Here is a 25,847-nt window from a genome sequence, read left to right as displayed (position 1 = left end):
AGGCGGCGGACCGGAAGATTCGATTTCATTGGGGCGACCACGGACAACGGGCGGCCGAGCGTAGCCCCCGTTCGCGCCTCGTCGGGCGACATGCCCTGCCAGCGTTCCATGCCGCGACGGGCCTGCCCGCGCTGTTCCGGAGTCATGCGGCTCCAGCGCTGCGCATGGCCCAACATGCGTGTGCGGGCGTCGGGATTCGCGTTCCAGCGGTCGCGCAGCGGCGCGACGAGCTGTTCGCGCTGCGCCGGCGTCAGGTGCTCCCAGTCGGGCAGCGTGGCGGTGGACTTGGCCTGCACCTGTGCCTGCGCGGGCAGCGCCGCGGCGAGCAGGAGAAGCGGGGCGAGGACGAGGCTGCGGATCATGTCGGTTACTCCGTGGCGGCCGGGCTCGCGGCGCCCAGCCAGAGGTAGAACTCGGGGTCTTCGCTGAGGTCGGGCGCGATCGCATCGACATCGCGCACCGTGCCGTCGGCGGGTGTATTCGCGGCGAGTTGCGGGCTCGCGGCGGCGGGCACCCCCTGCGGCGGCGCACCCGCCGGCGGCCGCAACTGCAGGACCAGCGCGAGCGCGAGGCCTGCGGTCGCCACGCCCGCCCACGGCAGGAGACCGCGCGACGGCCGCGACGCCGCCGTGCCTTGCAGCGCCATGCGGCGACGCTGCGCGAGCTGCGCCTGCACGCGCGGCGACAGGTGGTCGAGCGATTCCGCATGCACCTGCCGTGCGCGGGAATCGAACAGGTCGGCGTCGGGTCGGCTCATCGGAAATCCTCCAGCTGTCTCTGCAATGCATCGCGCGCGCGCGACAGGTGCGTCTTGACCGAGCCTTCGCTGCAGCCCATGACGCGCGCCGTATCGGCGACGTCGAGTTCCTCCAGCACCCGCAGGCTGAACGCCTCGCGCTGACGCGCGGGCAGGCCCTGCAGGGCCGTGGCGAGGCGGACGTACGCCTCGCTCGAATCGTGCCGACGGGACGGATCCGGGCCCGGATCCATCCAGTCGACCGGGCCCTCGTCGTCCGCCGGCGGTGGCGCGAACCACTTCAGGCGGAACGTGCGGCGCCGCTGGATGTCGATGATCCGACTGCGCAGCACGCTCCAGAACAGCGGTGTCCATTCCGTGGGCGGGCGGTGCGCATAGGCGAGCATCTTCACCATCGCGTCCTGCACCGCATCGAGCGCGTCGTCGCGGTGGCGCAGGCCGAGTTCGGCGAACCGGAAGGCGCGGGCCGAGATCGAGGCGAGGAATGCCTCGAGCGTCTGCGGCACATCACCGTCCGGCCCGGCGTCCAGGGCCTGCGCCGTCGCGGCGCTCATCCGTGGCGGCGATCCCAGCGACGGTCCGCGCGCTCGCCCCTGCGGTCGAGTCGTGCGTCGATGCGATCGCCCTTCGCGTCCAGGTGACGGTCGATGCGGTCGCCCTGCCGGTCGAGCCGGCGCTCGGCCCGGTCGCCGCGATGCTCGAGGCGCTCGGCGAGCTGCGCATGGCCGTTGGCATCGGCGCGGGCGGCGCGTGCGTCGAAGCGGCGTTCGATGCGCTGGCCCCGGGCGTCGAGGCGGGCGTCGATGCGGTCGCCGCGGGCGTCGAGGCGGGTGTCGATGCGATCGCCTCGGGCGTCGAAGCGGTGTTCGAGCCGGTCGCCGCGGTCGGCGGCTTGGGCGAGCGGAACGATGAGCAGGAGGGGCAAGGCGAGGCGGGCGATCTTCTTCATGGCGTTCTCCGTGTCGTGAGGATGCCCCGGATCCAGGGGACGTGCGCCGCGCGGCACATCCGGGAACGCCCCGGCGGGTCGCCGGTTGACCGGCCCGCCGGAAGATTCAGCCGCCGTTATGATGGCCCGAACCGCAGCAGGAGAAGCGCGTGTCGGACGGAATGGTGGCCTTGTACGTCTTCATGCTCGCGGCGATCGCGGGCCACGTGATCATTTCGCGGGTGCCGGTGATCCTGCACACGCCGCTGATGTCCGGATCGAACTTCATCCACGGCATCGTGCTGATCGGCGCGATGGTGGTGCTCGGGCATGCGGAGACGATGCCGGAGAAGGTCATCGGCTTCCTCGCCGTGCTGCTCGGCGCGGCCAATGCCGCCGGCGGCTACGTGGTGACCGAGCGGATGCTCGACATGTTCAAGTCCTCCCGCAAGCCGGGAGCCGGCGCATGACGCTCGACACCCCGGGGACGCTCGACACCGCACGCACGACGGTCGCGGCGATCAGCTACTTCGTCGCGGCCACGCTGTTCCTGCTGGGCCTTCAGCGCATGGCGTCGCCCGTCACCGCGCGCAGCGGCATCCGCTGGGCCGGTGCGGGCATGGTGATCGCGACGGTGGCGACGTTCCTGCTGCCGGGCCTGCACAACCTGCCGCTGATCGTGCTCGCGCTCGGCATCGGCACGCTGCTGGCGTGGATGTCGGGCAAGAAGGTGGCAATCACCGACATGCCGCAGATGGTCGCGCTCTACAACGGCATGGGCGGCGGCTCGGCGGCGGCGATCGGCGCGGTCGAGCTGCTGCGGCTCAACGGCGGCGAGCCGGCGGCCTCGCGAATCGCGGTGGTGCTGGCGACGGTCGGTGCGCTCATCGGTGCGATCTCGCTGTCGGGCTCGGTCATCGCCTGGGCGAAGCTCGATGGGCGCATGGACAAGCGCTATACGTTTCCGGGGCAGCAGGCCTTCAATGCCCTCGTCTTCCTGGCGACCCTCGCGGCCGGTGCGCTCGCGATCCTGTGGCTGGGCAACACCGTCGACGGCACGTCGTACGGGCTCGTCCCGATCATCGCGTTCTTCGCGGGCGCGCTTCTTGTCGGCGTGCTGATGACGCTGCCGATCGGCGGGGCGGACATGCCCGTCGTCATCTCGCTGTTCAACGCATTCACCGGCCTCGCCGTCGCGTTCGAGGGCTACGTCCTCGGCAACGAGGCGCTGATCATCGCCGGCACCATGGTCGGTGCCGCGGGCATGCTGCTGACGCGATTGATGGCGAAGGCGATGAACCGCCCGATCAGCGGCGTGATCTTCGGCAGCTTCGGCGGCGGTGGCGAGGCCGCTGAAATCACCGGCAGCCAGAAGCCGATCGAAGCCGGCGACGTCGCCGCCCTGATGGGCTACGCCGAGCGCGTCGTCATCGTGCCGGGCTACGGCATGGCGGTCGCGCAGGCGCAGCACAAGATCTGGGAGCTGACGCAGCGCCTGATGGATCGCGGCGTCAAGGTGAAGTTCGCGATCCATCCGGTCGCGGGCCGCATGCCGGGCCACATGAACGTGCTGCTCGCCGAGGCCGGCGTGCCGTACGACCTCATCGCCGACATGGACGACATCAACCCGGAGTTCAAGAACACCGACGTCGCGCTCGTCATCGGCGCGAACGACGTGGTGAATCCGGTCGCCAAGACCGACCCGGCCAGCCCCATCTACGGCATGCCGATCCTCGACGTCGTCGACGCGAAGAACGTGGTCGTGATCAAGCGCGGCCGCGGCACGGGCTTCGCCGGCATCGAGAACGCGCTCTTCTATGCGGACAACACGCGGATGCTGTTCGGCGACGGTGCCGAGATGGCCGCGCAGCTTGTCAGCGAGCTGAAATCGCTCGACGGCGCCGGTCACTGACGAACGGGCCGAACGCCGCGACGGCGAGGGCGATCGCCAGCCACACCCCGTCGCGCCAGTCGTTCGCGATGCCCGCCAGCGTCCAGGCGTGGTGGGCGCCCAGCTTGCCCATCGCCTCGGCGGGGCCGTTGCCGAGCGGGACGCCGACGTGGATGGCGATGATCGCCCAGTTGGCGAGCGCGGCCAGGACGAGCGTCGACACGGTCGCCACCGCCGCCCGCGGGCCCGGCCGCAGCCGGCGCGCCAGGCCCAGCACCCACAGCACGTCGACCGCGCCGACCACCGCGAGGAACGAGCACTGCCGCTCGGAGTACAGCGCCGCGAGCGTCCACAGCGCGGCGAACCCGGCCACCACGAGCGGCAGCAGCAGCCAGGCGAGCCAGGGGCGCGAGGAGGGGGCGTCGGGCATCGGAAAAGCCGAATAGCGGCTGCACAGGATAGCGGCGGGCCGGGTGGGGCCGTGAAACTGGACTAGAATGGTCCGTGTTCGGAGGTGCCGTCCTTGATGTATTCCCGTTCCAGCGAACCCGTCCGTTTCGAGCGCGACTGCGCCGCCGTCCTCGTTCCGCAGGGCGAGGCCGTGACCCTGCCCGCGGGCAGCGTCGGCTACATCACGCAGGCGCTCGGCGGCAGCTTCACCGTCTTCGTCGAAGGCAACCTGTTCCGCATCGCGGGCCGGGATGCCGACGCGATCGGCAAGGAGCCGCCGGCGCCGATCGAGGTGCCCGAGGGCGCCGATGATGCGGCGATCGAGAAGCTCGTCTGGCAGCAGCTGCGGACCTGCTTCGATCCGGAGATCCCGATCAACGTGGTCGAGCTCGGCCTGGTCTACGACGTGACGGTCGACCCGCAGCCCGGCAGCCCCGGCGAGCGCCGGGTGGCGATCGAGATGACGCTGACCGCGCCCGGCTGCGGCATGGGCGAGGTGCTCGTCGCCGACGTGCGCGACAAGATCGAGCTGATTCCCACCGTGGCGGAGGCGGACGTGGAACTCGTCTTCGACCCGCCGTGGAACCGCTCGATGATGTCCGAGGCGGCGCGCCTCGAGACCGGAATGCTCTGACGCGGGCCGGCGCGCAAGGCGCCGGGAGGCCCCCGATATCGCATTTTTTTGGTGCGGTGCAACAGAAATCGACGCTTCCAGCCGACGTGTTACGACCACGTAAACGTCGCGTTTCCTTGCAGATCAATCGTTTAGCGTGTCGAACGTAAACCGTTGGCCGGACCGGCCACTTTTTTGCGTTTGCCGCGTGCATCCCGAGGGGGACGACGCCTAGGGTCGGAACCGGACGTGCACAGCGCGTCCTCTTCCCACCATCGCGTCCGCCGGCGGAGTCCGGCAGTCGCGCATTCGCCGCGATGCGGCGCTCCTCCGAGGGTTCCCCACCGATGTCGCAGTCCACGTCCCCCCGTTCGCACCTGCTCGCCGTCGCCACCGCCCTGGTGCTGGGCGGCGCGGCCACCACGGCCTTCGCCGGCCAGATGAATCTCGCCGGCCTGCAGTCGCAGGCGCAGCACGATCGTTTCATCGTGAAGTACCGCGACGGCAGCACGGCCGCCGCCAGCGCGAACGCCATGCACAGCTCGCTCGCCACGGCCGCGTCGGCGTCCGGCCTCGCCAAGGGCAAGGGCCTCAGCCTCACGCGCGTCCGCCACATCGCCACCGGCGCCGAGCTGGTCAAGTCCGACCGCAAGCTCGACCGCGTCGAGGCCGAGGCGCTGATGCGCCAGATCGCCGCCGATCCGAACGTCGAGTACGTCGAGGTCGATCGCCTGCTGCATCCGACGCTCACCCCGAACGATCCGAGCTATCCGCAGCAGTGGGGCTACCAGAGCACCACGGCCGGCATCTACGCGAACCAGGCCTGGGACGTCACCAACGGCTCGGGCATCGTCGTCGCGGTGATCGACACCGGCATCACCACGCACAGCGACCTCGGCACCAACATCATCGCCGGCTACGACTTCATCACCGACACGTTCGTCTCGAACGACGGCAACGGTCGCGATTCCAACGCCGCGGACCCGGGCGACTGGAACACCGATTCGACGCAGTGCACGACCGGCAATTCCAGCTGGCACGGCACGCACGTCGCCGGCACGATCGCCGCGCTGACCAACAACGCGAAGGGCGTCGCCGGCGTGGCCTACGGCGCGAAGGTGATGCCGGTGCGCGCGCTCGGCCGTTGCGGCGGCTACACGTCCGACATCGCCGACGCGATCATCTGGGCCTCGGGCGGCACCGTCACCGGCGTGCCGAACACGACGACGCCGGCGCAGGTCATCAATATGTCGCTGGGCGGCGGTGGCGCGTGTGACACGACCACGCAGAACGCGATCAACGGCGCGGTCGGCCGTGGCACCACGGTCGTCGTCGCCGCCGGCAACGACAACGCGAACGCCGCGAACTACTCCCCGGCGAGCTGCGCGAACGTCGTCACGGTGGGCTCGGTCACGAGCGCCGGCGCGCGTTCGAGCTTCTCGAACTACGGCGCCGCGGTCGACGTCTCGGCCCCGGGCTCGAGCATCCTCTCCACGCTCAACAGCGGCACGACCACGCCGAGCACCGAGACGTACGCGAGCTACAGCGGCACGTCGATGGCCTCGCCGCACGTCGCCGGCACCGTCGCGCTGATCCAGTCCCGTCGCAAGGCGCTCGGCCTCGCGCTGCTGACCCCGGCGCAGGTGGAGTCGAACCTCAAGGCGAACACGTACCCGATCCCCGCGGGCTGCTCGCTCGGCTGCGGCACGGGCATCATCAATGCGCGCAAGTCGGTCGATGCGGCCGGTGGCACCACCGGTGGCGGCACGACGCAGACCTACACCAACGGCACCGACGTCAGCATCGCCGACAACACGACCGTGTACAGCAACATCGCCGTCTCGGGCCGCACCGGCAATGCGCCGACCGCGACCTCGGTGGCCGTCGACGTTCGCCACACGTACCGCGGCGACCTCGTGATCGACCTCGTCGCGCCGGACGGCTCGACGTACCGCCTGAAGAACAGCTCGTCCTCCGACAGCGCGGACAACGTCATCGCGACGTACTCCGTGAACCTGTCGAGCGAGGCCATCAACGGCACCTGGCGCCTGAAGGTGCAGGACCTGTACTCGGGCGACACCGGCTACATCAACAGCTGGAGCATCACCATGTAATGCCCGGGCGGCAGGGACGCCGCCACGAAGGCCCCGGCATCGCCGGGGCCTTCTTTTTTTGCCCGGGCGCTTGAAGTCGGCTAACGCAATTGAATTCAAGTTCCGGCCAACGAAATCGCAAAAACGTGCTGCGGCGCACTAAAGCCTGAGTTCTGGGGATCGGCGCGCGAGTCCCCCCGATCGCGTAAGTGCTTGATTTTCGAACAAACCTGATGCGGAACGGAAACCGTTGGTCGGACCGGACACGACCGGTGCACCTGAATGCGGGCGCAACCGCCTCTCCCGGCGCATGTTTGCGGACGTCGCCGAAGGAAGGCGACAGCCCGCGCCCGGGTCGCGCCTGCCGACCTCCGGGCTTTGCCCCCGACCCTCCCCGGTGTTCCCGCCAAGGACCTTCTTCATGCGAAACCCGACGTCCCGCTCCTGCCTCCTCACCCTCTCGCCGCTGGTCCTCGCGCTCTGCGCGGGCAGCGCGGGCGCCGCCACGCGAGTCGACCTGCACCGGATGCCGGTCGGCAAGCTCTCCCAGCAGTACAAGGCCGCTGCCGCCGGCCTCGCCGTCGCCGCGCAGGCGCAGGACCGTCATGCCGAGCTGATCGGCGTCGACGCGCTGTCCTCGCTCAACCGCGTCGGCTTCGCGCAGGATCGCGACGGCACGCAGCACTTCCGCTACCAGCAGACCTTCCGCGGCGTGCCGGTGTTCGGCGAGAACATCGTCGTCAGCGAGAAGAACGGCGAAGTGCGCACCATGTTCGGCCGCAAGATCGACGGCCTGGCGGCCGAGATCGGCCCGGGCGCCGCGAAGCTGAGCCGCGAGCAGGCGCTCGACATCGGCAAGCGCGTCGGCCTCGGCCAGAGCATCGCCGCGATGCAGACGCGCAACGAGAAGTCCGAGCTGATGATCTACGTCGACGACGCAGGCCATGCGCACCGTGCGTTCGTCGTGTCGTACTTCGCCGAGCGCGCGGGCAAGGGCGGCGACGCCACGCGCCCGTTCATGATCCTCGACGCCGACACCGGCGCCGTGCTCAAGCGCTGGGAAGGCCTGACGACCGCCGCGGTCGGCACCGGCCCCGGCGGCAACGCCAAGACCGGCCAGTACGAGTGGGGTTCGGGCGGCCGCTACGGCTACCTCGACGTCACGCAGTCGGGCACGACGTGCACGATGAACAACGCCAACGTGAAGTCGGTGAACCTCAACGGCGGCACCACCGGCACCACCGCGTTCTCGTACACCTGCCCGCGCAATACGTACAAGGCCATCAACGGCGCGTACTCGCCGATCAACGACGCCCATTACTTCGGCGGCGTGATCACGAACATGTATCCGGCGTACACGGGCTACAACGCGCTGACCTTCCAGCTCGTCATGCGCGTGCACTACTCGAGCAACTACGAGAACGCGTTCTGGGACGGCTCCACCATGTCCTTCGGCGACGGCGCGACCACGTTCTACCCGCTGGTCTCGGCCGACGTCGCGGGTCACGAGGTCTCGCACGGCTTCACCGAGCAGCACTCGAACCTGACGTACTCGGGCCAGTCCGGCGGCATCAACGAAGCCTTCTCCGACATGGGCGGTGAAGCGACCGAGTACTACTGGAAGGGCGCGGCGGACTTCAACGTCGGCAACGAGGTCTTCAAGTCGACCGGCTCGCTGCGTTACATGTGCAACCCGACGCAGGACGGCGCGTCGATCGACAACGCCGCGAACTACCGCAGCGGCATGGACGTCCACAACTCGTCGGGCGTCTACAACAAGGCGTTCTGCACGCTGGCCAAGATGGCCGGCTGGAACGTGCCGACCGCGTTCAAGGTGTTCGCCCGCGCCAACGCGCTGTACTGGACCGCGAGCAGCACCTACAACTCCGCGGCCTGCGGCGTCGAGACGGCGGCCCAGGACCTCGCGCTCAACAAGGCGGACGTCACCGCGGCGTTCAGCGGCGTGGGCGTGAGCTGCGCGGGCGGCGGTGGCGGCGGTACGACCACCCCGATGACCAACGGCACGCCGATCGGCAGCATCTCGGGCGCATCCGGCAGCGACAAGTACTACTCGCTGGTGGTCCCGGCCGGAGCCACGAACCTCACCTTCAAGACGACCGGCGGCTCGGGCGACGTGGACCTCTACGTCAAGGCGGGCTCCAACCCGACGACCACGAGCTACACCTGCAAGTCCGAGGGCAGCGCCACCACCGAAACGTGCACCATCGCGGCGCCGGCGGCCGGTACGTACTACGTGCTGCTGCACGGCTACGCGGCCTACTCGGGCGTCACCCTGACCGGCAGCTACAGCACCGGCGGCGGTGGTGGCACCTGCGGCGGCACGGTTCTCTGCAGCGGCACGGCCGTCGCACTGCCGTCCGTCGCGGCCGGTGGCGTCTCGTCGACGTACACGCTCGACGTTCCGGCGGGCAAGACCAGCGTCGTGTTCACCATCGCCGGTGGCACGGGCGATGCGGACATGTACGTGCGCATCGGCGCGGCGCCGACGAGCTCGACGTACAACTGCCGTCCGTACCTGAGCGGCAACAGCGAGACCTGCACGTTCAACGCGCCGGCGGCCGGCACGTACTACGTCAACGTCCGCGCGTACTCGGCCTACTCGGGCGTCACGCTGAAGGGCACCATCAACTGACGGTGCGGCGCCGGGGCGATCCCCCCGGCGCTTCCATGCAAAAGGCCCCGGCATGCCGGGGCCTTTTCTTTGCGCGACGCCCGGGTCAGTCGAGCGATTCGAAGCGGTTCGCCTCGACGTTCTTGCGCACCTTCGAGGGGTCCCAGATGCGGCCGTTCATGGCGATGTAGACGCCCGGCGGCAGGCACTGCACGGCGCCGACCGCGGTGCCGACGTTGAACTCGGCGTCCGAGCCGCGGAAGCGCGCGGGATTCAGCGCACCAGTCAGCACGATCGTCTTGTCGGTGAGCGTCGCCAGCACACGGGCGGTCTGCACCATGGTGTCCGTGCCGTGCGTCACCAGTACGTGCCGTGCGGGCTGCGCGGCGATCGCGTCGCGAATCAGCTCGCGGTCGGCGTCGGAGATGTGCAGCGAGTCCTTGCGCAGGATCGGGATCACGCTGAAGCGGAACGCGACGCCGAGCTCCTCGAGGATGCGTCCGATCTGCGGCTCGCCGATCTGGTAGTCCGACTTGTCGTCGAAGTAGACCTTGTCGATCGTGCCGCCGGTGGTGACGATGCAGAGCGAGTCCATGAGGCGCGGGCCGGGCGTTCGGGAGGCGCGGATTATAGGTCGGCGGTGCGGCCGCTCAGCCGCGGCGCGCGAACCGGGCCCGCAGGCCGGGCAGGCTCGCGGCGAGGACGATCGCCACCGACAGCGCCACCTCGGCGAGCGCGTAGCCCAGCTCGGCCGGCCGCGTCCAGGCCACCATCACCCCGTGGCTGAACCAGGCGAGCGCCAGCACGCTTGACCAGAAGCCGCCGGTGCGCGTGCGGCGCAGCACCGCGACGAGGCAGGCGAATACCGGAGCGGCGAAGACGACCAGCGCGACCCATTCGGCACGACCGCCGAACCAGGCGGCATACACCGCGGCCAGCGCGACCAGCGAGGAAACCAGGACGGCGCGCGCGTTCATGCGAGCCGCTGCGCGAGCTGGGCGATGCGGCGACCGAGCGCACGGGCCAGGTGGGCCTCGTCCTCGTCCACCGGCGCGTCGTCGCGCACGCCCGCCACGTGGCTCGCGCCGTACGGCGTGCCGCCGCTGCGGGTGGAGCTGAGCTTCGGCTCGGTGTAGGGGATGCCGGCGACCACGCAGCCGTGGTGCAGCAGCGGCAGCATCATCGACAGCAGCGTCGACTCCTGGCCCCCGTGCATCGTCGACGACGACGTGAACACGCCCGCGGGCTTGCCCACGAGCGTGCCGCTCGCCCAGTCGCCGCCGAGGCCGTCGATCCAGTGCTTGAGCGGCGCGGCCATGTTGCCGAAGCGCGTCGGGCTGCCGATCAGCAGGCCCGCGCAGTCGTGCAGGTCGCGCGCCTCGACGTACGGGGCGCCGTCGTCGGGCACCGGCGGCGCCGCGGTCGCGGTGACGGCAGCCACCGGCGGCACCGTGCGCAGGCGCGCCTGCATGCCCTCGACCTCGTCGACCCCGCGCGCGACATGCCGCGCGAGGCGCGCGACCCCGCCGTTGCGGCTGTAGTAGACGATCAGGATCTCGGGCATCGGCGGCAGTCGCAGGAGCGGACGCGGAGGATAGCCTGACGCCCCACGCGGTCGCTCGACGCGCCGGCCGTCGGCGATCGGGTAGGCTGCCGGCCGATGGAGCTGCCCTACCTGCTCAGCGTCGTGAGCCCACGCCTGCGCGACCGCGCGCGGGCGATCGCGTTCTTCCGCTTCCTGGGCCGGCGCTTCCTCGACGACGAGCTGTTCCAGGCCGCCGGCGCGCTCGCCTTCACGACGCTGTTCGCGCTGGTGCCGCTGTCGATGGTGGTCTTCGGCGTGCTCTCGGCGTTCGAGGCGATGCGCCCGCTGTCGAGCCAGCTTGCCGACTACATCTTCTCCAACTACGTGCCGGGCGTGGCGCGCTCGGCGCAGCGTTTCCTGCTGGAAACCGCGGCCGCCAACAAGGGCAAGCTGACGGCCACGGGCGTGGTCGCGCTGGTCATCTCGGTGCTGGTGACGCTGACCAGCGTCGAGTCGACGTTCAACAACATCTGGCGGGTGAAGGCCGCACGGCCGCGGCTGGGGCGCTTTCTCGTCTACTGGACGGTGCTGACGCTGGGCGCCGTGATGTCGGCGGCGAGCCTCGCGGTGTCGGCGCGGTTCTTCGAGCTGGCCGTGTTCAAGACCGCGGGCGGCCACCTGCTCGAGGCCTCGATGCTGCAGCTCGCGCCGCTCGGCATCGAGGTCGCGGCCTTCGCGACGCTGTATCGCGTGGTGCCGCATCGCACGGTCAAGTGGCGGTTCGCGCTGTCGGGCGCCGTGCTGGCCACGCTCGGCTTCGAGGCGGCGAAGTGGGGCATGGGCGCCTACCTCACGAGCTTCAACGGCTACGCCAGCATCTACCAGCAGTTCGCGATCCTCCCGATCTTCATGCTGTGGATCTATTTCGTCTGGCTCGCGGTCCTGCTCGGCGCCTCGTTCGCGGCGGCGGTCGCGGCGTTCCGCTACCAGCCGGTGACGCAGCGCCTGCCGGCCGGCTACGAGATGTACGGCCTGCTGCGGATGCTCGCGCGCTTCGATGCGAGCCGGCGAACGGGGCAGGGCCTGCACGCTGCCGACATCCAGCAGCTCGAGCCGATGCTGACCGACGACCTGGTGCAGCAGATGCTCGCCCAGCTCAGCGAGATCAACCTGGTCAAGCGCGCCGAGGGCGGCGAATGGCTGCTCGCACGCGACCTCGACGGGCTCACGCTCGCCGAGCTCTACGAGGCCTGCCACCTGCGCATCCCGATCGCCGAAGCGCTACTGCCGTGCCGCGACGATGCGATCGGGCAGTCGGTCACGCGCGCCATCAACGACCTGCGAATTCCGCTACGCGACCTGTTGCGTCGTCGCGTCGACACCGTCTGGACCCCCGGAGACACCGAATGATCCGCCGCTTCCCGATCCTCCTGCTGACCCTCGCGCTCGCGGCCTGCGGCGACCGCGCCGCGCCGCCGGCGGCTTCGGCCCCGGCAACGCCTCCGCCCGCGGCCAAGGCCGCCCCCGCGGCCGACCGCACGCAGCCGAAGCTGGTCGTGCCGCTGGTGGACGGGACGACCTACGACCTCGCGAGCCACCGCGGCCGCTGGGTGGTGGTGAATTTCTGGGCGACGTGGTGCGGCCCCTGCCTGAAGGAGATGCCCGAGCTGTCGAAGCTCGCCACGCGCGGCGACGTCGACGTGATCGGGCTCGCCTACGAGGACATCGAGCCGCAGGCGATGAAGGACTTCCTCGCCGAGCACAAGCCGGCGTATCCGATCGCGATCATCGACACGTTCAACCCCCCGGCCGACTTCGACACGCCGCGCGGCCTGCCGATGACGGTCGTGATCGCGCCCGACGGACGCGTGGCGAAGCAGGTGGTCGGCCCGGTCACGCTCGAGGCGATCGACGCGGTGATCAAGGCCGCGCCCGCACGCGGATGACCTCGGCGCGATTCCTGGTTTCGGGCCGCGTGCAGGGCGTGGCGTTCCGCGCAGCGACCCGCCATGAAGCCCTGGCGCTGGGCCTGCGCGGCCACGCGCGCAACCTGCCCGACGGCCGCGTGGAGGTGGTGGCGCACGGCGACCCGGCCGCGGTCGAGGCGCTCGCCGCCTGGCTGGCGCACGGTCCGTCCCTCGCGCGCGTCGAGGCCGTGCACCGGCTCGACGACGTCGATGCAGCCGCGCCCGCCGGGTTCACCGTCGCCTGAGCCCGCTTCACCGGCCTCCGACGCGCTGGCCGCGAGGCTGCGCTCATGACTCTTCCATGCCTCCGGCTTTTCCCGTGACGCTCGCGGACAGCATCGGCTGGATCGCCTCGGCCATCCTCATCGCCACGCTCGGGCGCCAGGTGTTCACGCAATGGCGCGAGCGCACGACCGACGGCGTCTCGCGCTGGCTCTTCATCGGGCAGATGGCCGCGAGCGTCGGCTTCGTGATCTACAGCTGGATGCTCGGCAACCACGTCTTCGTGTTCACGAATGCGGTGCTGCTGCTGACCGGTGTCGTCGGCCAGCTGATCTTCCGGCGCAACCGCCGGCTCGCCGAGCGCGAAGGCGGCGACTAGCCGATCGGCGCCGGCGCCTGGCCGGCCCGCCAGCGCATCGCCATGGTCGTGGCGATGCCTGCGAAGTTCGATGCGAAGCGGTCCATGTCGAACAACGGCGAGGTGTGCTGTGCAGCGCGTAGGCGCTGGCGAAGCGTCCCCCGCTCCGAGGCATCCTGCGCAAGGCGCACCGCCGTGGCCACGAATTCGGCATCGTCCGCCGCGACCAGCGACTCGAGCCCCAGCGTGCCGAGCAGGCTGGCCGCGACACGCGACGCGAACGTCGCGCCGGGCGTCGTGAGCACGGGGCAGCCGGCCCAGAGCGCGTCGGTCGCGGTCGTGTGTGCGTTGTACGGCGTCGTGTCGAGGAACAGGTCGGCGAGCTGGAGACGCGCGAGATAGTCGGGATGCGGCAGCCGGGGCATGAACACCAGGCGCGACGGGTCGACGCCGGCCACGCGTGCGGCGTCGCGAAGACGCGCGTCCGCCTCGCCGGGTCCGGACAGCAGCCACAGCACGGCGTCGTCGACGGCTCGCAGCACCTCGAAGGCACGGCCCATGCTGCGGGGATTGAGTTTGTAGCTGTTGTTGAAGCAGCAGAAGACGATGCCGCGCTCGGGAAGGCCGCAGTCCGCGCGCGATGGCGCCCTGGCCAGCACTCGCGTGGTGTCCGACGGCTGGAACGCATGCGGCAGGCGCGCGACCACTTCGCCGAAATGAGCCGCCAGTTCCGGCGGCAGCACGCGTGCATCGGCGACGACGTAGTCGATCCACGGCGCGCCGGACGGGCCCGGATAGGCCAGCCAGTTCACCTGCACCGGGGCCGGGCGCATCGCGAGCACTTCCGGCACGCCGCCGCCGCCCCAGCCGCGCAGGTCGAACAGCACGTCGATACCTTCCGCGCGGATGCGTGCGGCGATCTCGCGGTGCGCGAATCGGGAGACATCGTGCAACTGCGTGGCGGTGGCGATGCGCTGGCGGATCGCGCTGCCGTCGTCGCCCGTCAGCGCGAACGCGTGCAGCTCGACGGCGTGCGACGCCAGCGCTTCGAACATCGCGACGGTGAGCAGGCCGGTGGGATGCGCCCCGAACCCGTTGGACAGGAAGCCCAGGCGGACCGGTGCATCGCGCCGCGAGCCGGGATCGACGGCCGGCATCGGCTGCACGGTCGGGGCGATCGCCGCGGCACGCAGGCGCGCGCACTGCAGCTGCTCGGCGGGCGTCGCGTCCTCGCTGAGGAAGGCGAACGGCTCGACCGGGGCCCGGCCGCGACGCACCGCATCGCGCACCTGCGCCGACAGGGCATCGAGATCGCGCCAGTCGCAGAGCCGCCGGCGCGCGGCGAGCAGGTAGGCGGCGACGATCGGCTCGTCGGGCAGCAGGCGGTGTGCCTGCGCGAACGCGATCGCCGCGTCCTCGACGCGGCCGACCTCCTCCAGCGCGTGCCCGAGCCACACCGCGATCCCGGGATGGTTCGGTGCTGCGCGCGTGGCCTGCAGCAGGCTTTCGACGGCGTCGCCGGGACGGCCGAGCATCGACTGCGCGCGCCCGAGCCGCGCGAGGGCCTCGGGATGGCCCGGCGCGATCGCGAGCGCGCGTCGCGCCGCGCGTTCGCCGGCGACCGCATCGCCGGCATCGAGTTCCGCTTCGGCGAGCACCACCCAGGCGATCGCGTCGCCGGGCGCGCGTTGCACGGCGAGGCGCGCGAGCTGGCGCGCGTCGGCGCCCATCAGGCCGGCACGCGCGCCTGCACGAGATCGAGCGCGTACCACTGCGTCGACTCTTCCTCCCAGCCGGCGTCGCGATAGAGCGCACGCGCCGGGAAATTCTCCTGCGCGGTCTCGAGCATGATGCGCACCGCACCGGCCGCGCGCGCCGATACCGCCGCCGCGTCGAGCAGCCGACGCGCGACGCCGAGACGGCGTGCGCCGGCGTCGACGTACAGATCGTTGAGTACCCAGATCGGCGCCATGCGGACGGACGAGAACATCGGATAGAGCTGGGTGAAACCGACCGCCTCGTCGCCGAGGCGCGCGAGCAGGATCATGGACTGCCGCGCCGCGAGTCGCGCGGCCAGGAAGTCGTGCGCGGCCGGTCGGTCCGACGGCTGCCCGTAGAACTGGCGATACGCATCGAACAGTCGCGCGGCGTCCGGCAGGTCGTCGGCGGTGGCGGGGCGGATGCGGAGGTCCATGGCGCGGCTCGTGGGCGACGGGTAGCCCGCATTGTCGCTTCCGGCGCCGGAAGCGCCCACCCCGCGCCGTTCAGGCCGAATCGGTGAGCCGCGCCAGCTCGTCGGCCTGGTGTTCCTGCTGCAGGCGATCGAGCAGGGCGTCGAGCGCCCCTTCCATCACGTTCGGCAGGTCGTAGAGGGTCAACCCCTCGACGCGGTGGTCGGTGATGCGGCCCTGCGGGAAGTTGTAGGTGCGGATGCGCTGGCTGCGATCGCCGCTGCCGACCTGCAGCTTGCGCGTCTCGGCCTGCGCGGCGGCGGCCTTCGAGGCCTGCGCCTCGGCGAGCATCGCGCGCAGCCGCTTCATCGCCTTGTCGCGGTTCGCGTGCTGACTGCGCTCGGTCTGGCTTTCGACGACGACGCCCGACGGAATGTGGGTGATGCGGATCGCCGAGTCGGTCTTGTTGACGTGCTGGCCGCCCGCGCCGGACGACCGGAACGTGTCGACGCGCAGGTCGGCCGGTGAGATCTCGATCGGCGCCTCGTCCGCCTCGACGGGGATGATCGCGACCGTCGCCGCCGAGGTGTGGATGCGCCCCTGCGATTCCGTCGCCGGCACCCGCTGGACGCGGTGCGTGCCCGATTCGAACTTCAGGCGCGAATACGCGCCGCGGCCCTCGACGCGCGCGATCACTTCCTTGAAGCCGCCGTGCTCGCCCGGGCTCGCCGATTCCACCTCGAAGCGCCAGCCCATGCGCTCGGCATGCCGCGTGTACATCCGGAACAGGTCGCCCGCGAAGATCGCGGCCTCGTCGCCGCCCGTGCCCGCGCGCACTTCGAGGTAGACGTCGCCTTCGTCGCGCGGGTCCTTCGGCACGAGGTGCGCGAGCAGTTCGGCCTCGAGCGACGCGAGTCGCGCTGTCGCCGCGCCGATTTCCTCGTCGGCGAGTTCGCGCATCTCCGGGTCGTCGCGCATCGCCTGCGCGCTGGACAGGTCGGCCTGCGCTCGGCGTTCGTCGTCGAGTGCGCGCGCCACTGGGTCGAGCTGCGCGAATTCGCGCGACAGCCTGCGGAAGCGATCGGCATCGCCGATGACGCCGGGATCGGCGAGCAGTCGTTCGAGTTCCTCGCGACGTTCGGCGAGGGCTTCGAGCTTTCGACGCAGGGAAGGATTCATGGCAAGTCCGGGCGGGCAGGGCGGTGCGGCCCGCGCGGTGCGGGCCGGTCGGCGACGGCGGGACCGTCGCTAACGCTCGCTGCCGGTCTCCCCGGAGTCCGGAAACAGCCGGCCCGCGGCACGCGCGAGGTCGGCATCGCCCTGCACCGCGGCCTCGCGCACCGCCACGGTCGGCGCGTGCAGCAGGCGGTTGGTCAGCGTATGGGCGAGGAATTCGAGCGCATCGTCGGCGGACATGCCGGCGGCAAGTTGCTGCTTCGCCTTGGCGAGCGCCTCGGCGCGCGCGGCCTCGCCATGCGCACGGATGCGCTTGACCGGCTCGGTGCGCGTGCTGGCCTCGAGCTTCTCGCGGAAGCGCGCGACCTGCAGCTCGACGATCGATTCCGCCTCGTTCGCGGCCTCGCGACGGCTGCGGCGGTTGTCCTCGATCGCGCGCTCGAGGTCGTCGACCGTGTAGAGGAAGACGTCGGACAACTCGGCCACGTCGGCGGCGATGTCGCGTGGCACGGCGAGGTCGAGCAGCAGCATCGGGCGACGACGGCGCGCGGCGAGGGCCGCTTCCACCTGGCGTGCGTCGAGGATCGGCTCGCGGCTGGCGGTGGCGCTGATCACCACGTCGGCTTCGGCGAGGTGGCGGTCGAGGTCCTCCAGCGGCAAGGCATACCCGCCGTGGCGCTGGGCGAGCGCCTGCGCATGCACGAGCGTGCGGTTGGCGACGAGCAGGCGCTGCGTGCCGGCCTGCACCAGGTGGCGCGCGGCGAGTTCGATCGTCTCGCCGGCGCCGATCAGCAGCACGGTCGAGCGGTCGAGCGCTGCGAAGGATTCCTGCGCGAGTTTCACCGCGGTGGAGGCGACCGACACCGGATTCGCGCCGATGCGGGTGTCGGTGCGCGCGCGCTTGGCGGTCGAGAAGGCGTGCTGGAACAGGCGGTCGAGGCGATTGCCCAGCGTGCCCGCCGCGCGCGCGGTCGCCCAGGCGTCCTTCACCTGGCCGAGGATCTGCGGCTCGCCCAGCACGAGCGAGTCGAGCCCGGTGGCCACGCGGAACAGGTGGCGGACGGCCTCGGCATCGTGGTGCCGGTAGAGGTAGGCATGCAGGTCGTCGCCCACGGCCGAGCGCTCCGCCAGCCACCCCGCCAGCGCGCCGCCGTCGTCGCTCGTCTCCGCATACAGCTCGGTGCGGTTGCAGGTCGACAGCAGGGCCACCTCGTCCACCGACGGCAACGCGCGCAGCTCGGCCAGCGCGTTCGCGGTCGCGTCGCCGGCAAACGCCACCCGTTCGCGCACGTCGACGGGCGCGGTGGCGTGGTTGAGGCCGATGACGTGGAAACCCATTCGTTACAGGTGCCTGCGCTAAGCTGCGGCGGCAGCTCCCGGCATTCTACCGGTGCGGGTGCTGCGCCTTCCGAGCCTCAATTATCCCGGGTGCGCATGCCTCACGTTTTGCGTTCGATCAAGCGGTTGGCCCTCGCCGCGGCGACCGCCGGCGTGCTGCTGCCGGCCGTGGCCGCGCCCCCGGCCGGTGCGGCCGCGCCGCCCCTGCAGCCGCTTCTCGCCGGCGAGTTCGCCCTCCAGGCGGGTCGTCTCGACGAGGCCGCGGCCGGTTACCTCGCCGCGGCCCGGGCCTCGCGTGACGCCGCGCTCGCCGAACGCGCCACGGGCATCGCGCTGGTGGCGAAGGACGACCGTCGCGCCGCCGAGGCCCTGAAGCTGTGGCGCGGCCTGCTGGGGGCGGCCGCGGCCGCCGAGCCGGACCTGCGCGTCGCCGAGGCGACCCTCGCGCTCCGTCGTGGCGACGAAGCGGCCGCCACCCGCGAACTCACCGCGCTGCTGGGGCAGGCCGACGACGGCTGGCGCCTGGCGATCGGCACGCTGGCCGGCGGCGCGAAGACGCCCAAGCAGGCCGCCGCGATCGTGACCCGGCTGCTCGACGCACGCGCCGTCCCCCAGGTGCTGAACGCCTGGCTCGCTCTCGGCGGCCTCGCCCAGCGCCTCGACGAGCCCAAACTCGCGGACCGCATCGTCGCGGAGGTCATCCAGCGCTTCCCGGGCGACCCGCGCGTCACGCTGCTCAAGGCCAGCCAGCAGCGCGAGGACGGCCACGTCGACGAGGCGAAGGCGACGATCGCGACGTTGCGCGATGCCGCGTCCTCGAGCGCCGAGCTCCGTCTGCTGGTCGCACGCGAGTACGACGCGCTGGGCGATCCCCGCGCCGCCGCCGACACGCTCGCGCGCGGCCCCCAGGACGACCAGACCTACGCTCTCCGGGCCTCCCTGTACGCCCGCGCCGACGACCGTGCCCGGTTGCAGGCGCTCTACGACGAGCTCGCCTCCGAGGCCCAGCGGCCCGATCCCGATCGCCGCCTGCTGCTCGGCCAGCTTGCCGAGTTCCTCAAGCGCTTCGACGCCGCGCTCGACTGGTACGGCTCCGTCCCCGGCGGCCCGCAGCGGTGGACCGCCCGCCTGCGCTCCGCGAACGTCCTGCACGAGCTCGGCCGCGGCACGGAAGCGGTCGAGGCCCTGCACGTGCTGCAGCAGGATGCGGCGGCCGAGGACGATGTCCGTCGCGACGCGTATGCCCTCGAGGCCGGCCTGTGGGCGAAGGACAAGAACCTCGACCGCGAGATGGACGCCTTCGCCCGCGGCCTCGCCGCGTTCGCCGATGATCCCGACCTGCTCTACGCCCGCGCGCTCGCCTGGGAGCGTCGTGACGACGTGCCGCGCGCCGAGGCCGACCTGCGCCGCATCCTCGTCGCGCAGCCCGAGAACGTCGCCACTCTCAACGCGCTCGGCTACACGCTCGCCGACCGCACCACGCGCTACCGCGAGGCGCTCGAGCTGATCAACCGCGCCCGCGCCGCCGAGCCCAACAACGCCGCGATCGTCGACAGCTACGGCTGGGTGCTCTACCGCCTCGGCAAGCCGGCCGACGCGCTGGTCGAGCTGCAGCGCGCCTACACGCTGGCGAAGGACGCCGAGATCGCCGCGCACGTGGGCGAGGTGCTGTGGGTGCTCGGCCGGCACGACGAAGCGCGTCGCTACTTCGAGGAGTCGAGGAAGATCGACGCCGACAACCGCTCGCTCGCGCGCGCCCTGCAGAAGACCGGGATCGTGCTGCCGCCCCTGCCGGCCGCGCCCAAGTCCCCGGGCGCCTGACCCCTGCATCCCGAGATCCGAACGATGACCGTCCCCCACCGTCTTTCGCGCACGTTGCTGGTCGCCGCCCTCGCAGCCGGCCTCGGTGCCTGTGCCACCACCGCCGTCGTGCCGCCGCCGACCGCGGGGCAGGCCGCCGGCTTGGAAGCCGCGCAGCGCGAGCGCGAGCGTTCGGCCGCGCGGACGTGGGGGCTGGAGGGACGCATCGCCGTCTCCACCGCCCGCGACGCCGGCAGCGGCCGCATCGAATGGCAGCAGTCGGGCGACCGCTTCGACATCCAACTCACCGCCCCGATCACCCGGCAGGGCTGGCGCCTGTCCGGGGCGCCCGGCCAGGCGTCACTGGAGGGGCTCGCCGGCGGCACCCGGACCGGCGCGGACGCCGAGGCGCTGCTGCGCGAGGCCACCGGCTGGGAGATCCCCGTCCGCTCGCTGCCGGCATGGGTGCGCGGCCTGCGGGCCGATCCCGCGACGGCGGTGGTGCGCTTCGGCGCCGACGGCCGCCTCGCGAGCCTGGCCGAGAACGGCTGGACGATCGACTACACGTGGCCCGCCGCGCCGGCCGCGATGCCCTCGCGCGTCGAGGCCCGCCGCGGCGAAGCGCGCGTCCGCCTCGTCGTCGACCGCTGGACCGACGGCACCGCGAGTCCGTGAGCACCGCCGGCTGGAGCACGTGGCCGGCGCCGGCCAAGCTCAACCTGTTCCTGCGCATTACCGGTCGCCGTCCCGACGGCTACCACGATCTGCAGACCGCCTTCCGGCTGCTGGAATGGGGCGACCGGATCGGGCTGCGCCTGCGCGACGACGGTGCGGTCCGCCGGCTCGGTGACTCGGCCGCCGGGGTGGACGAGCACGACGACCTCGCGGTGCGTGCGGCGATCGCGCTGCAACGTGAGGGCAACGTCTCCCAAGGCGTCGACATCGTCGTCGAAAAGTCGATTCCGACCGGCGGCGGTTTCGGCGGTGGGTCGTCGGATGCCGCCACGGTGCTCGTCGCCCTGAACCGGCTGTGGGGTCTCGACTGGCCGCTCGAGCGCCTGGCCGCGCTCGGTCTCGGGCTCGGGGCCGACGTGCCTGTCTTCGTAGTGGGGCGCAATGCCTGGGCCGAAGGGGCCGGCGAGCGCCTGGTCCCGATCGACCTTCCGCCGGCCTGGTACGTGGTCGCCGAGCCCGGCGTCCACGCGGCCACCGCCGCCCTGTTCGCGGACCCTGATTTGACGCGCGATTCACCGCCCTTGAAAATGGCGGACTTCGTTGCGGGGGGTGACCCCCGGAGTGACCGGCCCGGCAATGCGTTCGAGCCCGTCCTGCGCGCACGCGAGCCGGCCGTCGATGCCGCCCTCGCCACGCTGTCGCAGGTGGGGCATGCGCGGCTGACGGGTTCGGGCAGTGGATGCTTCGTCGAATTCGCCACGCGCGAGTCCGCCGAGGTGGCGCTGCGTCGGCTGCCGCCGGCGCTGCGGTGCCGGCTCGTCGCCGGTGCCAATGTGTCGCCGCTGCACCGCGCGCTCGACAGGTTCCAGGGGACGTCCTGACGTCGCCCAGCGGTACGACAGGGGCGTCGCCAAGCGGTTAAGGCACCAGGTTTTGATCCTGGCACGCGAAGGTTCGAATCCTTCCGCCCCTGCCACTTGCAACGACGCCGGCGCCCGCGCATTGCGCGACGCCCGATGTGCATCAGACCGATTCCGATTTCCACCTCTCGATTACCGGCCGCCATGCACAAAGATCGCAACCTCCTCGTCTTCAGCGGCAACGCGAACAAACCGCTCGCGGAAGCCGTCTGCAAGGAACTCGGCACGCGCCTCGGAAAGGCGCTGGTGGGCAAGTTCTCCGACGGCGAGGTGCAGGTCGAGATCGAGGAAAACGTCCGCAAGCAGGAGGTCTTCGTCATCCAGCCGACGAACGCCCCGACGGCGGAGAACTTCATGGAGCTGCTGGTCCTGGTGGACGCGCTGAAGCGCGCCTCGGTCAGCAACGTCACCGCCGTCGTCCCGTACTTCGGTTACGCCCGCCAGGACCGCCGCCCGCGCAGCTCGCGCGTGCCGATCACGGCGAAGGTGGCGGCCAAGATGTTCAGCGCGGTCGGTTGCGATCGCGTGCTCACCGTCGACCTGCACGCCGACCAGATCCAGGGCTTCTTCGACATCCCGGTCGACAACGTCTACGCCTCGCCGCTGCTGCTCGCCGACATCTGGCGCGCGCACGGCACCGACAACATGGTGGTGGTCTCGCCGGACGTCGGCGGCGTGGTGCGCGCCCGCGCGATCGCCAAGCGCCTCGACGACGCGGACCTCGCGATCATCGACAAGCGCCGCCCGAAGGCGAACGTCGCGACGGTGATGAACATCATCGGCGACGTCGAGGGCAAGACCTGCGTGCTGGTCGACGACATCGTCGACACCGCCGGCACGCTCGGCGCCGCCGCCGGTGCGCTGAAGGAGCGCGGCGCCACCAAGGTCGTCGCCTACTGCACGCATCCCGTGCTGTCGGGCGCGGCGATTTCCAATGTCACCAATTCGGCGCTCGACGAGCTGGTGGTGACCGACACGATCATGCTGTCCGACGCCGCGCGCGCCTGCAGCAAGATCCGCCAGCTGTCCGTGGCCGAACTGCTCGCCGAGACGATCCGTCGCGTGGCGTTCGGCGAATCGGTCAGCTCGCTGTACGTCGACTGAGTTCCGCGGCATCCGCCGCACATCGCTCACCTGGTCGCGGGTGAGCGGCATCGCCGCCGCGAGGCGGTTCCATCGCAGTAACAGTGAGTAATCGAAATGTCCGAACACACCATCAAGGCCGCCGGCCGCAGCGACAAGGGGAAGGGTGCGAGCCGCCGCCTGCGTCATGCCGCCGTCATCCCGGCCATCGTCTACGGCGGCACCGCCGAGCCGAAGCAGATCCAGCTCGACCACGAGAAGATCTGGCTCGCCAGCCAGAACGAGTGGTTCTACTCGTCGATCCTGTCGCTGGACATCGACGGCAGCGTCGAGAGCGTGCTGCTGCGTGACATGCAGCGTCATCCGTTCAAGCAGCAGATCATGCACCTGGACTTCCAGCGCGTGAACGCGAACGAGACGCTGCGCGCGCGCGTGCCGCTGCACTTCCTCAACCAGGACACGTCGCCGGCCGGCAAGACCGCCGAAGTCGTGATCGCGCACGAGCTCAACGAAGTCGAAGTGAGCTGCCTGCCGAAGGACCTGCCGGAGTTCATCGAACTCGACCTCGGCGGCCTGAAGCAGGGCGACGTGATCCACCTGTCGGACATCAAGCTTCCGCAGGGCGTCGAGATCCCGGAGCTGAAGCTCGGCAAGGAGCATGACGTGGCGGTGGTCAGCGCGAAGCTCGGCCGCACGGGCCAGGAAGAAGCGCCGGCCGCGGAAGGCGACGCGAAGTAATCGCAACAGGTGGACGGGCCGGCCCTCGCGGTCGGCCCGTTCGCATTTGCGGAGAAGTCGATGGCCGGAATCAGACTCATCGTCGGACTGGGCAATCCCGGGGCCGAGCACGCGCGCCAGCGGCACAACGCCGGCTTCTGGTTCGTCGACGAGCTCGCGCGAAAGTCCGGCGGGCAGTTCCGCGTCGACGCCAAGCTGTTCGGCGAGACGTGCAAGGTGGATATCGCGGGCAAGCCCGTGTGGCTGCTGAAGCCGGCGACCTTCATGAACCTTTCGGGCAAGTCGGTCACCGCGGCGATGCGCTTCTGGAAGATCGAGCCCGACGAGGCGCTGCTGGCGCACGACGAACTCGACCTCCCGCCCGGCACCGCACGCCTCAAGTTCGATGGCGGCCACGGCGGGCAGAACGGCCTGCGCGACACCATGCGGCTGCTCGGCCACGGCAAGTTCCACCGGCTGCGGGTCGGGATCGGCCATCCGGGCCACAAGGACAAGGTCGTCGGCTGGGTGCTCGGCAAGCCCGCGGCTGCCGACGAGTCGATGATCCTGCGCTCGATCGACGACGCCATCGACGTGCTGCCGCTCGCCGTATCCGGCGACGTCAACGAGGCGATGAAGCGCCTCAATACCGCCAAGCCCTAGCGGCCATGCGCAAGCGACTGCCCCGCGGCCGCTTGCGCATCACCGTTCGACTCACCGGAGTTCCACCATGGGCATCAAATGCGGCATCGTCGGCCTGCCCAACGTCGGCAAGTCGACCCTCTTCAACGCGCTGACCAAGGCGGGCATCGCCGCGGCCAACTTCCCGTTCTGCACGATCGAGCCGAACGTCGGCATCGTGCCGGTGCCGGATCCGCGCCTCGGCCAGCTGGCCGAGATCGTCAAGCCGCAGAAGGTCATCCCGACCGCGGTCGAGTTCGTGGACATCGCCGGCCTGGTCGCCGGCGCCGCGTCGGGCGAAGGACTGGGCAACAAGTTCCTCGCGCACATCCGCGAGGTGGACGCCATCACCCACGTGGTGCGCTGCTTCGAGAACGCCGACGTCATCCACGTCAGCAACAAGGTCGATCCGATCGCGGACATCGAGACGATCGATACCGAGCTCGCGCTGGCCGACCTCGAGTCCGTCGACAAGGCCCTGCAGCGCGCCGAGCGCTCGGCCAAGACCGGCGACAAGGACGCGAAGGTCCGCGCGGAGATCCTCGGCCGCATCCGCGCCGGGCTGGATGCGGGCACGGCCGCCCGCGCGATCGGGCTGTCGGACGAGGACAAGGCGGCGGTACGCGACCTGTTCCTGATCACCCTCAAGCCGGTCATGTACGTGGCCAACGTCCTCGAGGACGGGTTCGAGAACAATCCGCATCTCGACGCCGTGCGCGCGCGGGCCGCGGGCGAGGGCGCCGAGGTGGTGCCGGTCTCGGCGGCCATCGAAGAGGAGCTGAGCCAGCTCGACGACGCCGACCGCGACGCCTTCCTGACCGACCTGGGCCTGGACGAGCCGGGCCTGAACCGGGTGATCCGTGCCGCCTACAAGCTGCTGGGCCTGCAGACCTACTTCACCGCGGGCGTGAAGGAAGTCCGCGCCTGGACGGTCCGGGCCGGCTCGACGGCCCCGCAGGCGGCGGCGGTCATCCACACCGACTTCGAGAAGGGCTTCATCCGGGCCGAGACCATCGGTTTCGACGACTTCCTCAAGTACCGGGGCGAGGCGGGCGCCCGCGATGCCGGCCGCCTGCGGCTGGAGGGCAAGGAGTACCGGGTCCAGGAGGGCGACGTCCTGCATTTCCGGTTCAACGTCTGATCGATGGGCCGGTCGGCGCGGCAAAGTGAACGGTCCGTTGACTTGCCCGAATCGGTCGGCCAGAATTGCGGGCTCTTCGGAGGGATACCCAAGCGGCCAACGGGGGCAGACTGTAAATCTGCTGGCTTACGCCTTCGGTGGTTCGAATCCACCTCCCTCCACCAGCTTCACGACGTATTCGAGTTCCACCCGGCGGCCTTACCAACCACCGGCGCAGTGCCCAAGCGGTTCGTCCGGCGCGGGAGTAGTTCAACGGTAGAACCTCAGCCTTCCAAGCTGATGGTGCGGGTTCGATTCCCGTCTCCCGCTCCATTGAACGCCGCGACAGACATCCGCAAACGTTTCACGCTCACGTAGCTCAGTCGGTAGAGCACCTCCTTGGTAAGGAGGAGGTCGAAGGTTCGATTCCTTTCGTGAGCACCATGTTGCAGGCGGATCCTTCCGCAACAGCCCGGCCCCCGGCCGGACTCACCCACAACACTTCACCGAACGCTTCCAGCGAAGCGCCCCAACGAGACGGAACCATGGCCAAGGGTAAGTTCGAGCGCACCAAGCCCCACGTGAACGTGGGCACGATCGGTCACGTGGACCACGGCAAGACGACGCTGACGGCGGCGCTGACGAAGGTGGGTGCCGAGCGTTTCGGTGGTGAGTTCAAGGGTTACGACCAGATCGACGCGGCGCCGGAAGAGAAGGCGCGCGGCATCAC

General features: G+C 70.7%; 29 protein-coding genes and 4 tRNA genes. 21 read left to right on the top strand and 12 right to left on the bottom strand.

The annotated features are described in order from the left end of the window. The 4 genes from ACY35P_RS10660 to ACY35P_RS10645 all read right to left on the bottom strand — a co-directional run. Positions 1-362, bottom strand: a 362-nt coding sequence (locus ACY35P_RS10660) for a DUF3106 domain-containing protein (protein WP_462115810.1), incomplete at its 3' end; no start/stop codon positions are given. A 5-nt stretch (positions 363-367) separates the two neighbouring features. After that, a complete protein-coding gene (locus ACY35P_RS10655; RefSeq protein ID WP_462115809.1) occupies positions 368-757 on the bottom strand; it encodes a hypothetical protein in 390 nt (129 codons plus the stop codon). Beyond that, positions 754-1,311: an RNA polymerase sigma factor gene (locus ACY35P_RS10650; protein ID WP_462115808.1), complete on the bottom strand. Its 558-nt coding sequence runs from the start codon at positions 1,309-1,311 to the stop codon at positions 754-756. The genes ACY35P_RS10655 and ACY35P_RS10650 overlap by 4 nt, the downstream gene beginning before the upstream one ends. Then, positions 1,308-1,706, bottom strand: a complete 399-nt coding sequence (locus ACY35P_RS10645; protein WP_462115807.1) for a hypothetical protein — start codon at positions 1,704-1,706, stop codon at positions 1,308-1,310. Before ACY35P_RS10645 ends, ACY35P_RS10650 begins: the two co-directional genes overlap by 4 nt. A gap of 149 nt (positions 1,707-1,855) precedes the next feature. On the opposite strand from ACY35P_RS10645, the gene ACY35P_RS10640 reads away from it, so the two are divergent. Continuing rightward, positions 1,856-2,155 (top strand): NAD(P) transhydrogenase subunit alpha part 2, encoded by a 300-nt coding sequence (locus ACY35P_RS10640; protein ID WP_462115806.1) that lies wholly within the window; start codon positions 1,856-1,858, stop codon positions 2,153-2,155. Further along, positions 2,152-3,597: an NAD(P)(+) transhydrogenase (Re/Si-specific) subunit beta gene (locus ACY35P_RS10635; protein ID WP_462115805.1), complete on the top strand. Its 1,446-nt coding sequence runs from the start codon at positions 2,152-2,154 to the stop codon at positions 3,595-3,597. The genes ACY35P_RS10640 and ACY35P_RS10635 overlap by 4 nt, the downstream gene beginning before the upstream one ends. On the opposite strand, the gene ACY35P_RS10630 is transcribed toward ACY35P_RS10635, so the two are convergent. Next, entirely contained in the window at positions 3,560-4,006 is a 447-nt protein-coding gene (locus tag ACY35P_RS10630) for a hypothetical protein (protein WP_462115804.1), read from the bottom strand. The two genes, ACY35P_RS10635 and ACY35P_RS10630, sit on opposite strands and share 38 nt — an antisense overlap. Before the next feature lie 96 nt (positions 4,007-4,102). Here ACY35P_RS10630 and sufT point away from each other — a divergent pair, with 96 nt between their 5' ends. From sufT to ACY35P_RS10615, 3 genes are all read left to right on the top strand, one after another. Further along, positions 4,103-4,660, top strand: coding sequence for a putative Fe-S cluster assembly protein SufT (gene sufT / locus ACY35P_RS10625; RefSeq protein WP_462115803.1), 558 nt, complete (start codon positions 4,103-4,105; stop codon positions 4,658-4,660). A 326-nt stretch (positions 4,661-4,986) separates the two neighbouring features. Next, complete coding sequence (locus ACY35P_RS10620; RefSeq protein ID WP_462115802.1) at positions 4,987-6,753, top strand: S8 family serine peptidase; 1,767 nt, start codon at positions 4,987-4,989, stop codon at positions 6,751-6,753. A 400-nt stretch (positions 6,754-7,153) separates the two neighbouring features. Next, entirely contained in the window at positions 7,154-9,385 is a 2,232-nt protein-coding gene (locus tag ACY35P_RS10615) for a M4 family metallopeptidase (protein WP_462115801.1), read from the top strand. Positions 9,386-9,470: 85 nt separating this feature from the next. On the opposite strand, the gene ACY35P_RS10610 is transcribed toward ACY35P_RS10615, so the two are convergent. The 3 genes from ACY35P_RS10610 to wrbA are packed head-to-tail and all read right to left on the bottom strand — an operon-like array spanning position 9,471 to position 10,928. Continuing rightward, entirely contained in the window at positions 9,471-9,959 is a 489-nt protein-coding gene (locus ACY35P_RS10610; RefSeq protein ID WP_462115800.1) for an asparaginase domain-containing protein, read from the bottom strand. A 55-nt stretch (positions 9,960-10,014) separates the two neighbouring features. Further along, the gene (locus ACY35P_RS10605; protein ID WP_462115799.1) at positions 10,015-10,341 is read right to left on the bottom strand and encodes a DUF2069 domain-containing protein; all 327 of its coding nucleotides are present in this window, start codon (positions 10,339-10,341) and stop codon (positions 10,015-10,017) included. Further along, positions 10,338-10,928, bottom strand: a complete 591-nt coding sequence (gene wrbA / locus ACY35P_RS10600) for an NAD(P)H:quinone oxidoreductase (RefSeq protein ID WP_462115798.1) — start codon at positions 10,926-10,928, stop codon at positions 10,338-10,340. The genes ACY35P_RS10605 and wrbA overlap by 4 nt, the downstream gene beginning before the upstream one ends. Positions 10,929-11,024: 96 nt before the next feature. Here wrbA and ACY35P_RS10595 point away from each other — a divergent pair, with 96 nt between their 5' ends. From ACY35P_RS10595 to ACY35P_RS10580, 4 genes are all read left to right on the top strand, one after another. After that, positions 11,025-12,299, top strand: a complete 1,275-nt coding sequence (locus tag ACY35P_RS10595) for a YihY family inner membrane protein (protein ID WP_462115797.1) — start codon at positions 11,025-11,027, stop codon at positions 12,297-12,299. Further along, complete coding sequence (locus ACY35P_RS10590) at positions 12,296-12,835, top strand: TlpA family protein disulfide reductase (RefSeq protein ID WP_462115796.1); 540 nt, start codon at positions 12,296-12,298, stop codon at positions 12,833-12,835. The genes ACY35P_RS10595 and ACY35P_RS10590 overlap by 4 nt, the downstream gene beginning before the upstream one ends. Then, positions 12,832-13,101, top strand: coding sequence for an acylphosphatase (locus ACY35P_RS10585; protein ID WP_462115795.1), 270 nt, complete (start codon positions 12,832-12,834; stop codon positions 13,099-13,101). The genes ACY35P_RS10590 and ACY35P_RS10585 overlap by 4 nt, the downstream gene beginning before the upstream one ends. Before the next feature lie 74 nt (positions 13,102-13,175). Further along, positions 13,176-13,457 (top strand): hypothetical protein, encoded by a 282-nt coding sequence (locus ACY35P_RS10580; protein ID WP_462115794.1) that lies wholly within the window; start codon positions 13,176-13,178, stop codon positions 13,455-13,457. Here ACY35P_RS10580 and ACY35P_RS10575 read toward each other — a convergent pair. The 4 genes from ACY35P_RS10575 to hemA form a co-directional block, all read right to left on the bottom strand. Continuing rightward, positions 13,454-15,166 (bottom strand): O-linked N-acetylglucosamine transferase, SPINDLY family protein, encoded by a 1,713-nt coding sequence (locus ACY35P_RS10575; protein WP_462115793.1) that lies wholly within the window; start codon positions 15,164-15,166, stop codon positions 13,454-13,456. The genes ACY35P_RS10580 and ACY35P_RS10575 overlap by 4 nt on opposite strands. Then, positions 15,166-15,630, bottom strand: coding sequence for an N-acetyltransferase family protein (locus ACY35P_RS10570; RefSeq protein ID WP_462115792.1), 465 nt, complete (start codon positions 15,628-15,630; stop codon positions 15,166-15,168). Before ACY35P_RS10570 ends, ACY35P_RS10575 begins: the two co-directional genes overlap by 1 nt. Before the next feature lie 70 nt (positions 15,631-15,700). Next, positions 15,701-16,786, bottom strand: a complete 1,086-nt coding sequence (gene prfA, locus ACY35P_RS10565; RefSeq protein WP_462115791.1) for a peptide chain release factor 1 — start codon at positions 16,784-16,786, stop codon at positions 15,701-15,703. A 69-nt stretch (positions 16,787-16,855) separates the two neighbouring features. Then, positions 16,856-18,121 carry a glutamyl-tRNA reductase gene (hemA, locus tag ACY35P_RS10560; RefSeq protein WP_462115790.1) on the bottom strand — a complete coding sequence of 422 codons (1,266 nt, stop codon included), beginning with the start codon at positions 18,119-18,121 and terminating at the stop codon, positions 16,856-16,858. A 96-nt stretch (positions 18,122-18,217) separates the two neighbouring features. Between hemA and ACY35P_RS10555 the strand changes: the two genes are divergently transcribed. From ACY35P_RS10555 to ACY35P_RS10500, 12 genes are all read left to right on the top strand, one after another. Continuing rightward, positions 18,218-19,942, top strand: coding sequence for a tetratricopeptide repeat protein (locus ACY35P_RS10555; protein ID WP_462115789.1), 1,725 nt, complete (start codon positions 18,218-18,220; stop codon positions 19,940-19,942). Between the two features lie 24 nt (positions 19,943-19,966). After that, on the top strand, positions 19,967-20,596 hold the full coding sequence (gene lolB, locus ACY35P_RS10550) for a lipoprotein insertase outer membrane protein LolB (RefSeq protein ID WP_462115788.1): 630 nt from the start codon (positions 19,967-19,969) through the stop codon (positions 20,594-20,596). Beyond that, a complete protein-coding gene (gene ispE / locus ACY35P_RS10545; RefSeq protein ID WP_462115787.1) occupies positions 20,593-21,477 on the top strand; it encodes a 4-(cytidine 5'-diphospho)-2-C-methyl-D-erythritol kinase in 885 nt (294 codons plus the stop codon). Before lolB ends, ispE begins: the two co-directional genes overlap by 4 nt. Positions 21,478-21,496: 19 nt before the next feature. Continuing rightward, positions 21,497-21,572: transfer RNA gene (locus tag ACY35P_RS10540), tRNA-Gln, on the top strand. A gap of 88 nt (positions 21,573-21,660) precedes the next feature. Next, a complete protein-coding gene (locus ACY35P_RS10535; RefSeq protein WP_462115786.1) occupies positions 21,661-22,620 on the top strand; it encodes a ribose-phosphate diphosphokinase in 960 nt (319 codons plus the stop codon). A gap of 96 nt (positions 22,621-22,716) precedes the next feature. Beyond that, positions 22,717-23,337: a 50S ribosomal protein L25/general stress protein Ctc gene (locus tag ACY35P_RS10530; protein WP_462115785.1), complete on the top strand. Its 621-nt coding sequence runs from the start codon at positions 22,717-22,719 to the stop codon at positions 23,335-23,337. 60 nt (positions 23,338-23,397) lie between these two features. Further along, entirely contained in the window at positions 23,398-23,979 is a 582-nt protein-coding gene (gene pth / locus ACY35P_RS10525; protein ID WP_462115784.1) for an aminoacyl-tRNA hydrolase, read from the top strand. Positions 23,980-24,046: 67 nt separating this feature from the next. Beyond that, entirely contained in the window at positions 24,047-25,138 is a 1,092-nt protein-coding gene (gene ychF, locus ACY35P_RS10520) for a redox-regulated ATPase YchF (RefSeq protein ID WP_462115783.1), read from the top strand. A 78-nt stretch (positions 25,139-25,216) separates the two neighbouring features. Next, positions 25,217-25,302, top strand: a tRNA-Tyr gene (locus ACY35P_RS10515). 74 nt (positions 25,303-25,376) lie between these two features. Continuing rightward, positions 25,377-25,450: transfer RNA gene (locus ACY35P_RS10510), tRNA-Gly, on the top strand. 35 nt (positions 25,451-25,485) lie between these two features. Further along, positions 25,486-25,561: transfer RNA gene (locus tag ACY35P_RS10505), tRNA-Thr, on the top strand. A 101-nt stretch (positions 25,562-25,662) separates the two neighbouring features. Next, positions 25,663-25,847 (top strand): GTP-binding protein (locus ACY35P_RS10500; RefSeq protein WP_462115782.1); only part of this gene is annotated, 185 nt, incomplete at its 3' end.

It is taken from the genome of Lysobacter xanthus, assembly GCF_047159895.1.
The sequence above is the reverse complement of the archived record's forward strand: the minus strand, read 5'-3'. Positions and strand labels throughout refer to the sequence as shown.

What these genes read in the sequence shown, in the direction of transcription:
- ACY35P_RS10655 (WP_462115809.1), bottom strand. Translation starts at nt 757, where the DNA reads ATGAGCCGACCCGACGCCGACCTGTTCGATTCCCGCGCACGGCAGGTG.
- ACY35P_RS10650 (WP_462115808.1), bottom strand. Translation starts at nt 1,311, where the DNA reads ATGAGCGCCGCGACGGCGCAGGCCCTGGACGCCGGGCCGGACGGTGAT.
- ACY35P_RS10645 (WP_462115807.1), bottom strand. Translation starts at nt 1,706, where the DNA reads ATGAAGAAGATCGCCCGCCTCGCCTTGCCCCTCCTGCTCATCGTTCCG.
- ACY35P_RS10635 (WP_462115805.1), top strand. Translation starts at nt 2,152, where the DNA reads ATGACGCTCGACACCCCGGGGACGCTCGACACCGCACGCACGACGGTC.
- ACY35P_RS10630 (WP_462115804.1), bottom strand. Translation starts at nt 4,006, where the DNA reads ATGCCCGACGCCCCCTCCTCGCGCCCCTGGCTCGCCTGGCTGCTGCTG.
- sufT (WP_462115803.1), top strand. Translation starts at nt 4,103, where the DNA reads ATGTATTCCCGTTCCAGCGAACCCGTCCGTTTCGAGCGCGACTGCGCC.
- ACY35P_RS10620 (WP_462115802.1), top strand. Translation starts at nt 4,987, where the DNA reads ATGTCGCAGTCCACGTCCCCCCGTTCGCACCTGCTCGCCGTCGCCACC.
- ACY35P_RS10615 (WP_462115801.1), top strand. Translation starts at nt 7,154, where the DNA reads ATGCGAAACCCGACGTCCCGCTCCTGCCTCCTCACCCTCTCGCCGCTG.
- ACY35P_RS10610 (WP_462115800.1), bottom strand. Translation starts at nt 9,959, where the DNA reads ATGGACTCGCTCTGCATCGTCACCACCGGCGGCACGATCGACAAGGTC.
- ACY35P_RS10605 (WP_462115799.1), bottom strand. Translation starts at nt 10,341, where the DNA reads ATGAACGCGCGCGCCGTCCTGGTTTCCTCGCTGGTCGCGCTGGCCGCG.
- wrbA (WP_462115798.1), bottom strand. Translation starts at nt 10,928, where the DNA reads ATGCCCGAGATCCTGATCGTCTACTACAGCCGCAACGGCGGGGTCGCG.
- ACY35P_RS10595 (WP_462115797.1), top strand. Translation starts at nt 11,025, where the DNA reads ATGGAGCTGCCCTACCTGCTCAGCGTCGTGAGCCCACGCCTGCGCGAC.
- ACY35P_RS10590 (WP_462115796.1), top strand. Translation starts at nt 12,296, where the DNA reads ATGATCCGCCGCTTCCCGATCCTCCTGCTGACCCTCGCGCTCGCGGCC.
- ACY35P_RS10585 (WP_462115795.1), top strand. Translation starts at nt 12,832, where the DNA reads ATGACCTCGGCGCGATTCCTGGTTTCGGGCCGCGTGCAGGGCGTGGCG.
- ACY35P_RS10575 (WP_462115793.1), bottom strand. Translation starts at nt 15,166, where the DNA reads ATGGGCGCCGACGCGCGCCAGCTCGCGCGCCTCGCCGTGCAACGCGCG.
- ACY35P_RS10570 (WP_462115792.1), bottom strand. Translation starts at nt 15,630, where the DNA reads ATGGACCTCCGCATCCGCCCCGCCACCGCCGACGACCTGCCGGACGCC.
- prfA (WP_462115791.1), bottom strand. Translation starts at nt 16,786, where the DNA reads ATGAATCCTTCCCTGCGTCGAAAGCTCGAAGCCCTCGCCGAACGTCGC.
- hemA (WP_462115790.1), bottom strand. Translation starts at nt 18,121, where the DNA reads ATGGGTTTCCACGTCATCGGCCTCAACCACGCCACCGCGCCCGTCGAC.
- ACY35P_RS10555 (WP_462115789.1), top strand. Translation starts at nt 18,218, where the DNA reads ATGCCTCACGTTTTGCGTTCGATCAAGCGGTTGGCCCTCGCCGCGGCG.
- lolB (WP_462115788.1), top strand. Translation starts at nt 19,967, where the DNA reads ATGACCGTCCCCCACCGTCTTTCGCGCACGTTGCTGGTCGCCGCCCTC.
- ACY35P_RS10535 (WP_462115786.1), top strand. Translation starts at nt 21,661, where the DNA reads ATGCACAAAGATCGCAACCTCCTCGTCTTCAGCGGCAACGCGAACAAA.
- ACY35P_RS10530 (WP_462115785.1), top strand. Translation starts at nt 22,717, where the DNA reads ATGTCCGAACACACCATCAAGGCCGCCGGCCGCAGCGACAAGGGGAAG.
- pth (WP_462115784.1), top strand. Translation starts at nt 23,398, where the DNA reads ATGGCCGGAATCAGACTCATCGTCGGACTGGGCAATCCCGGGGCCGAG.
- ychF (WP_462115783.1), top strand. Translation starts at nt 24,047, where the DNA reads ATGGGCATCAAATGCGGCATCGTCGGCCTGCCCAACGTCGGCAAGTCG.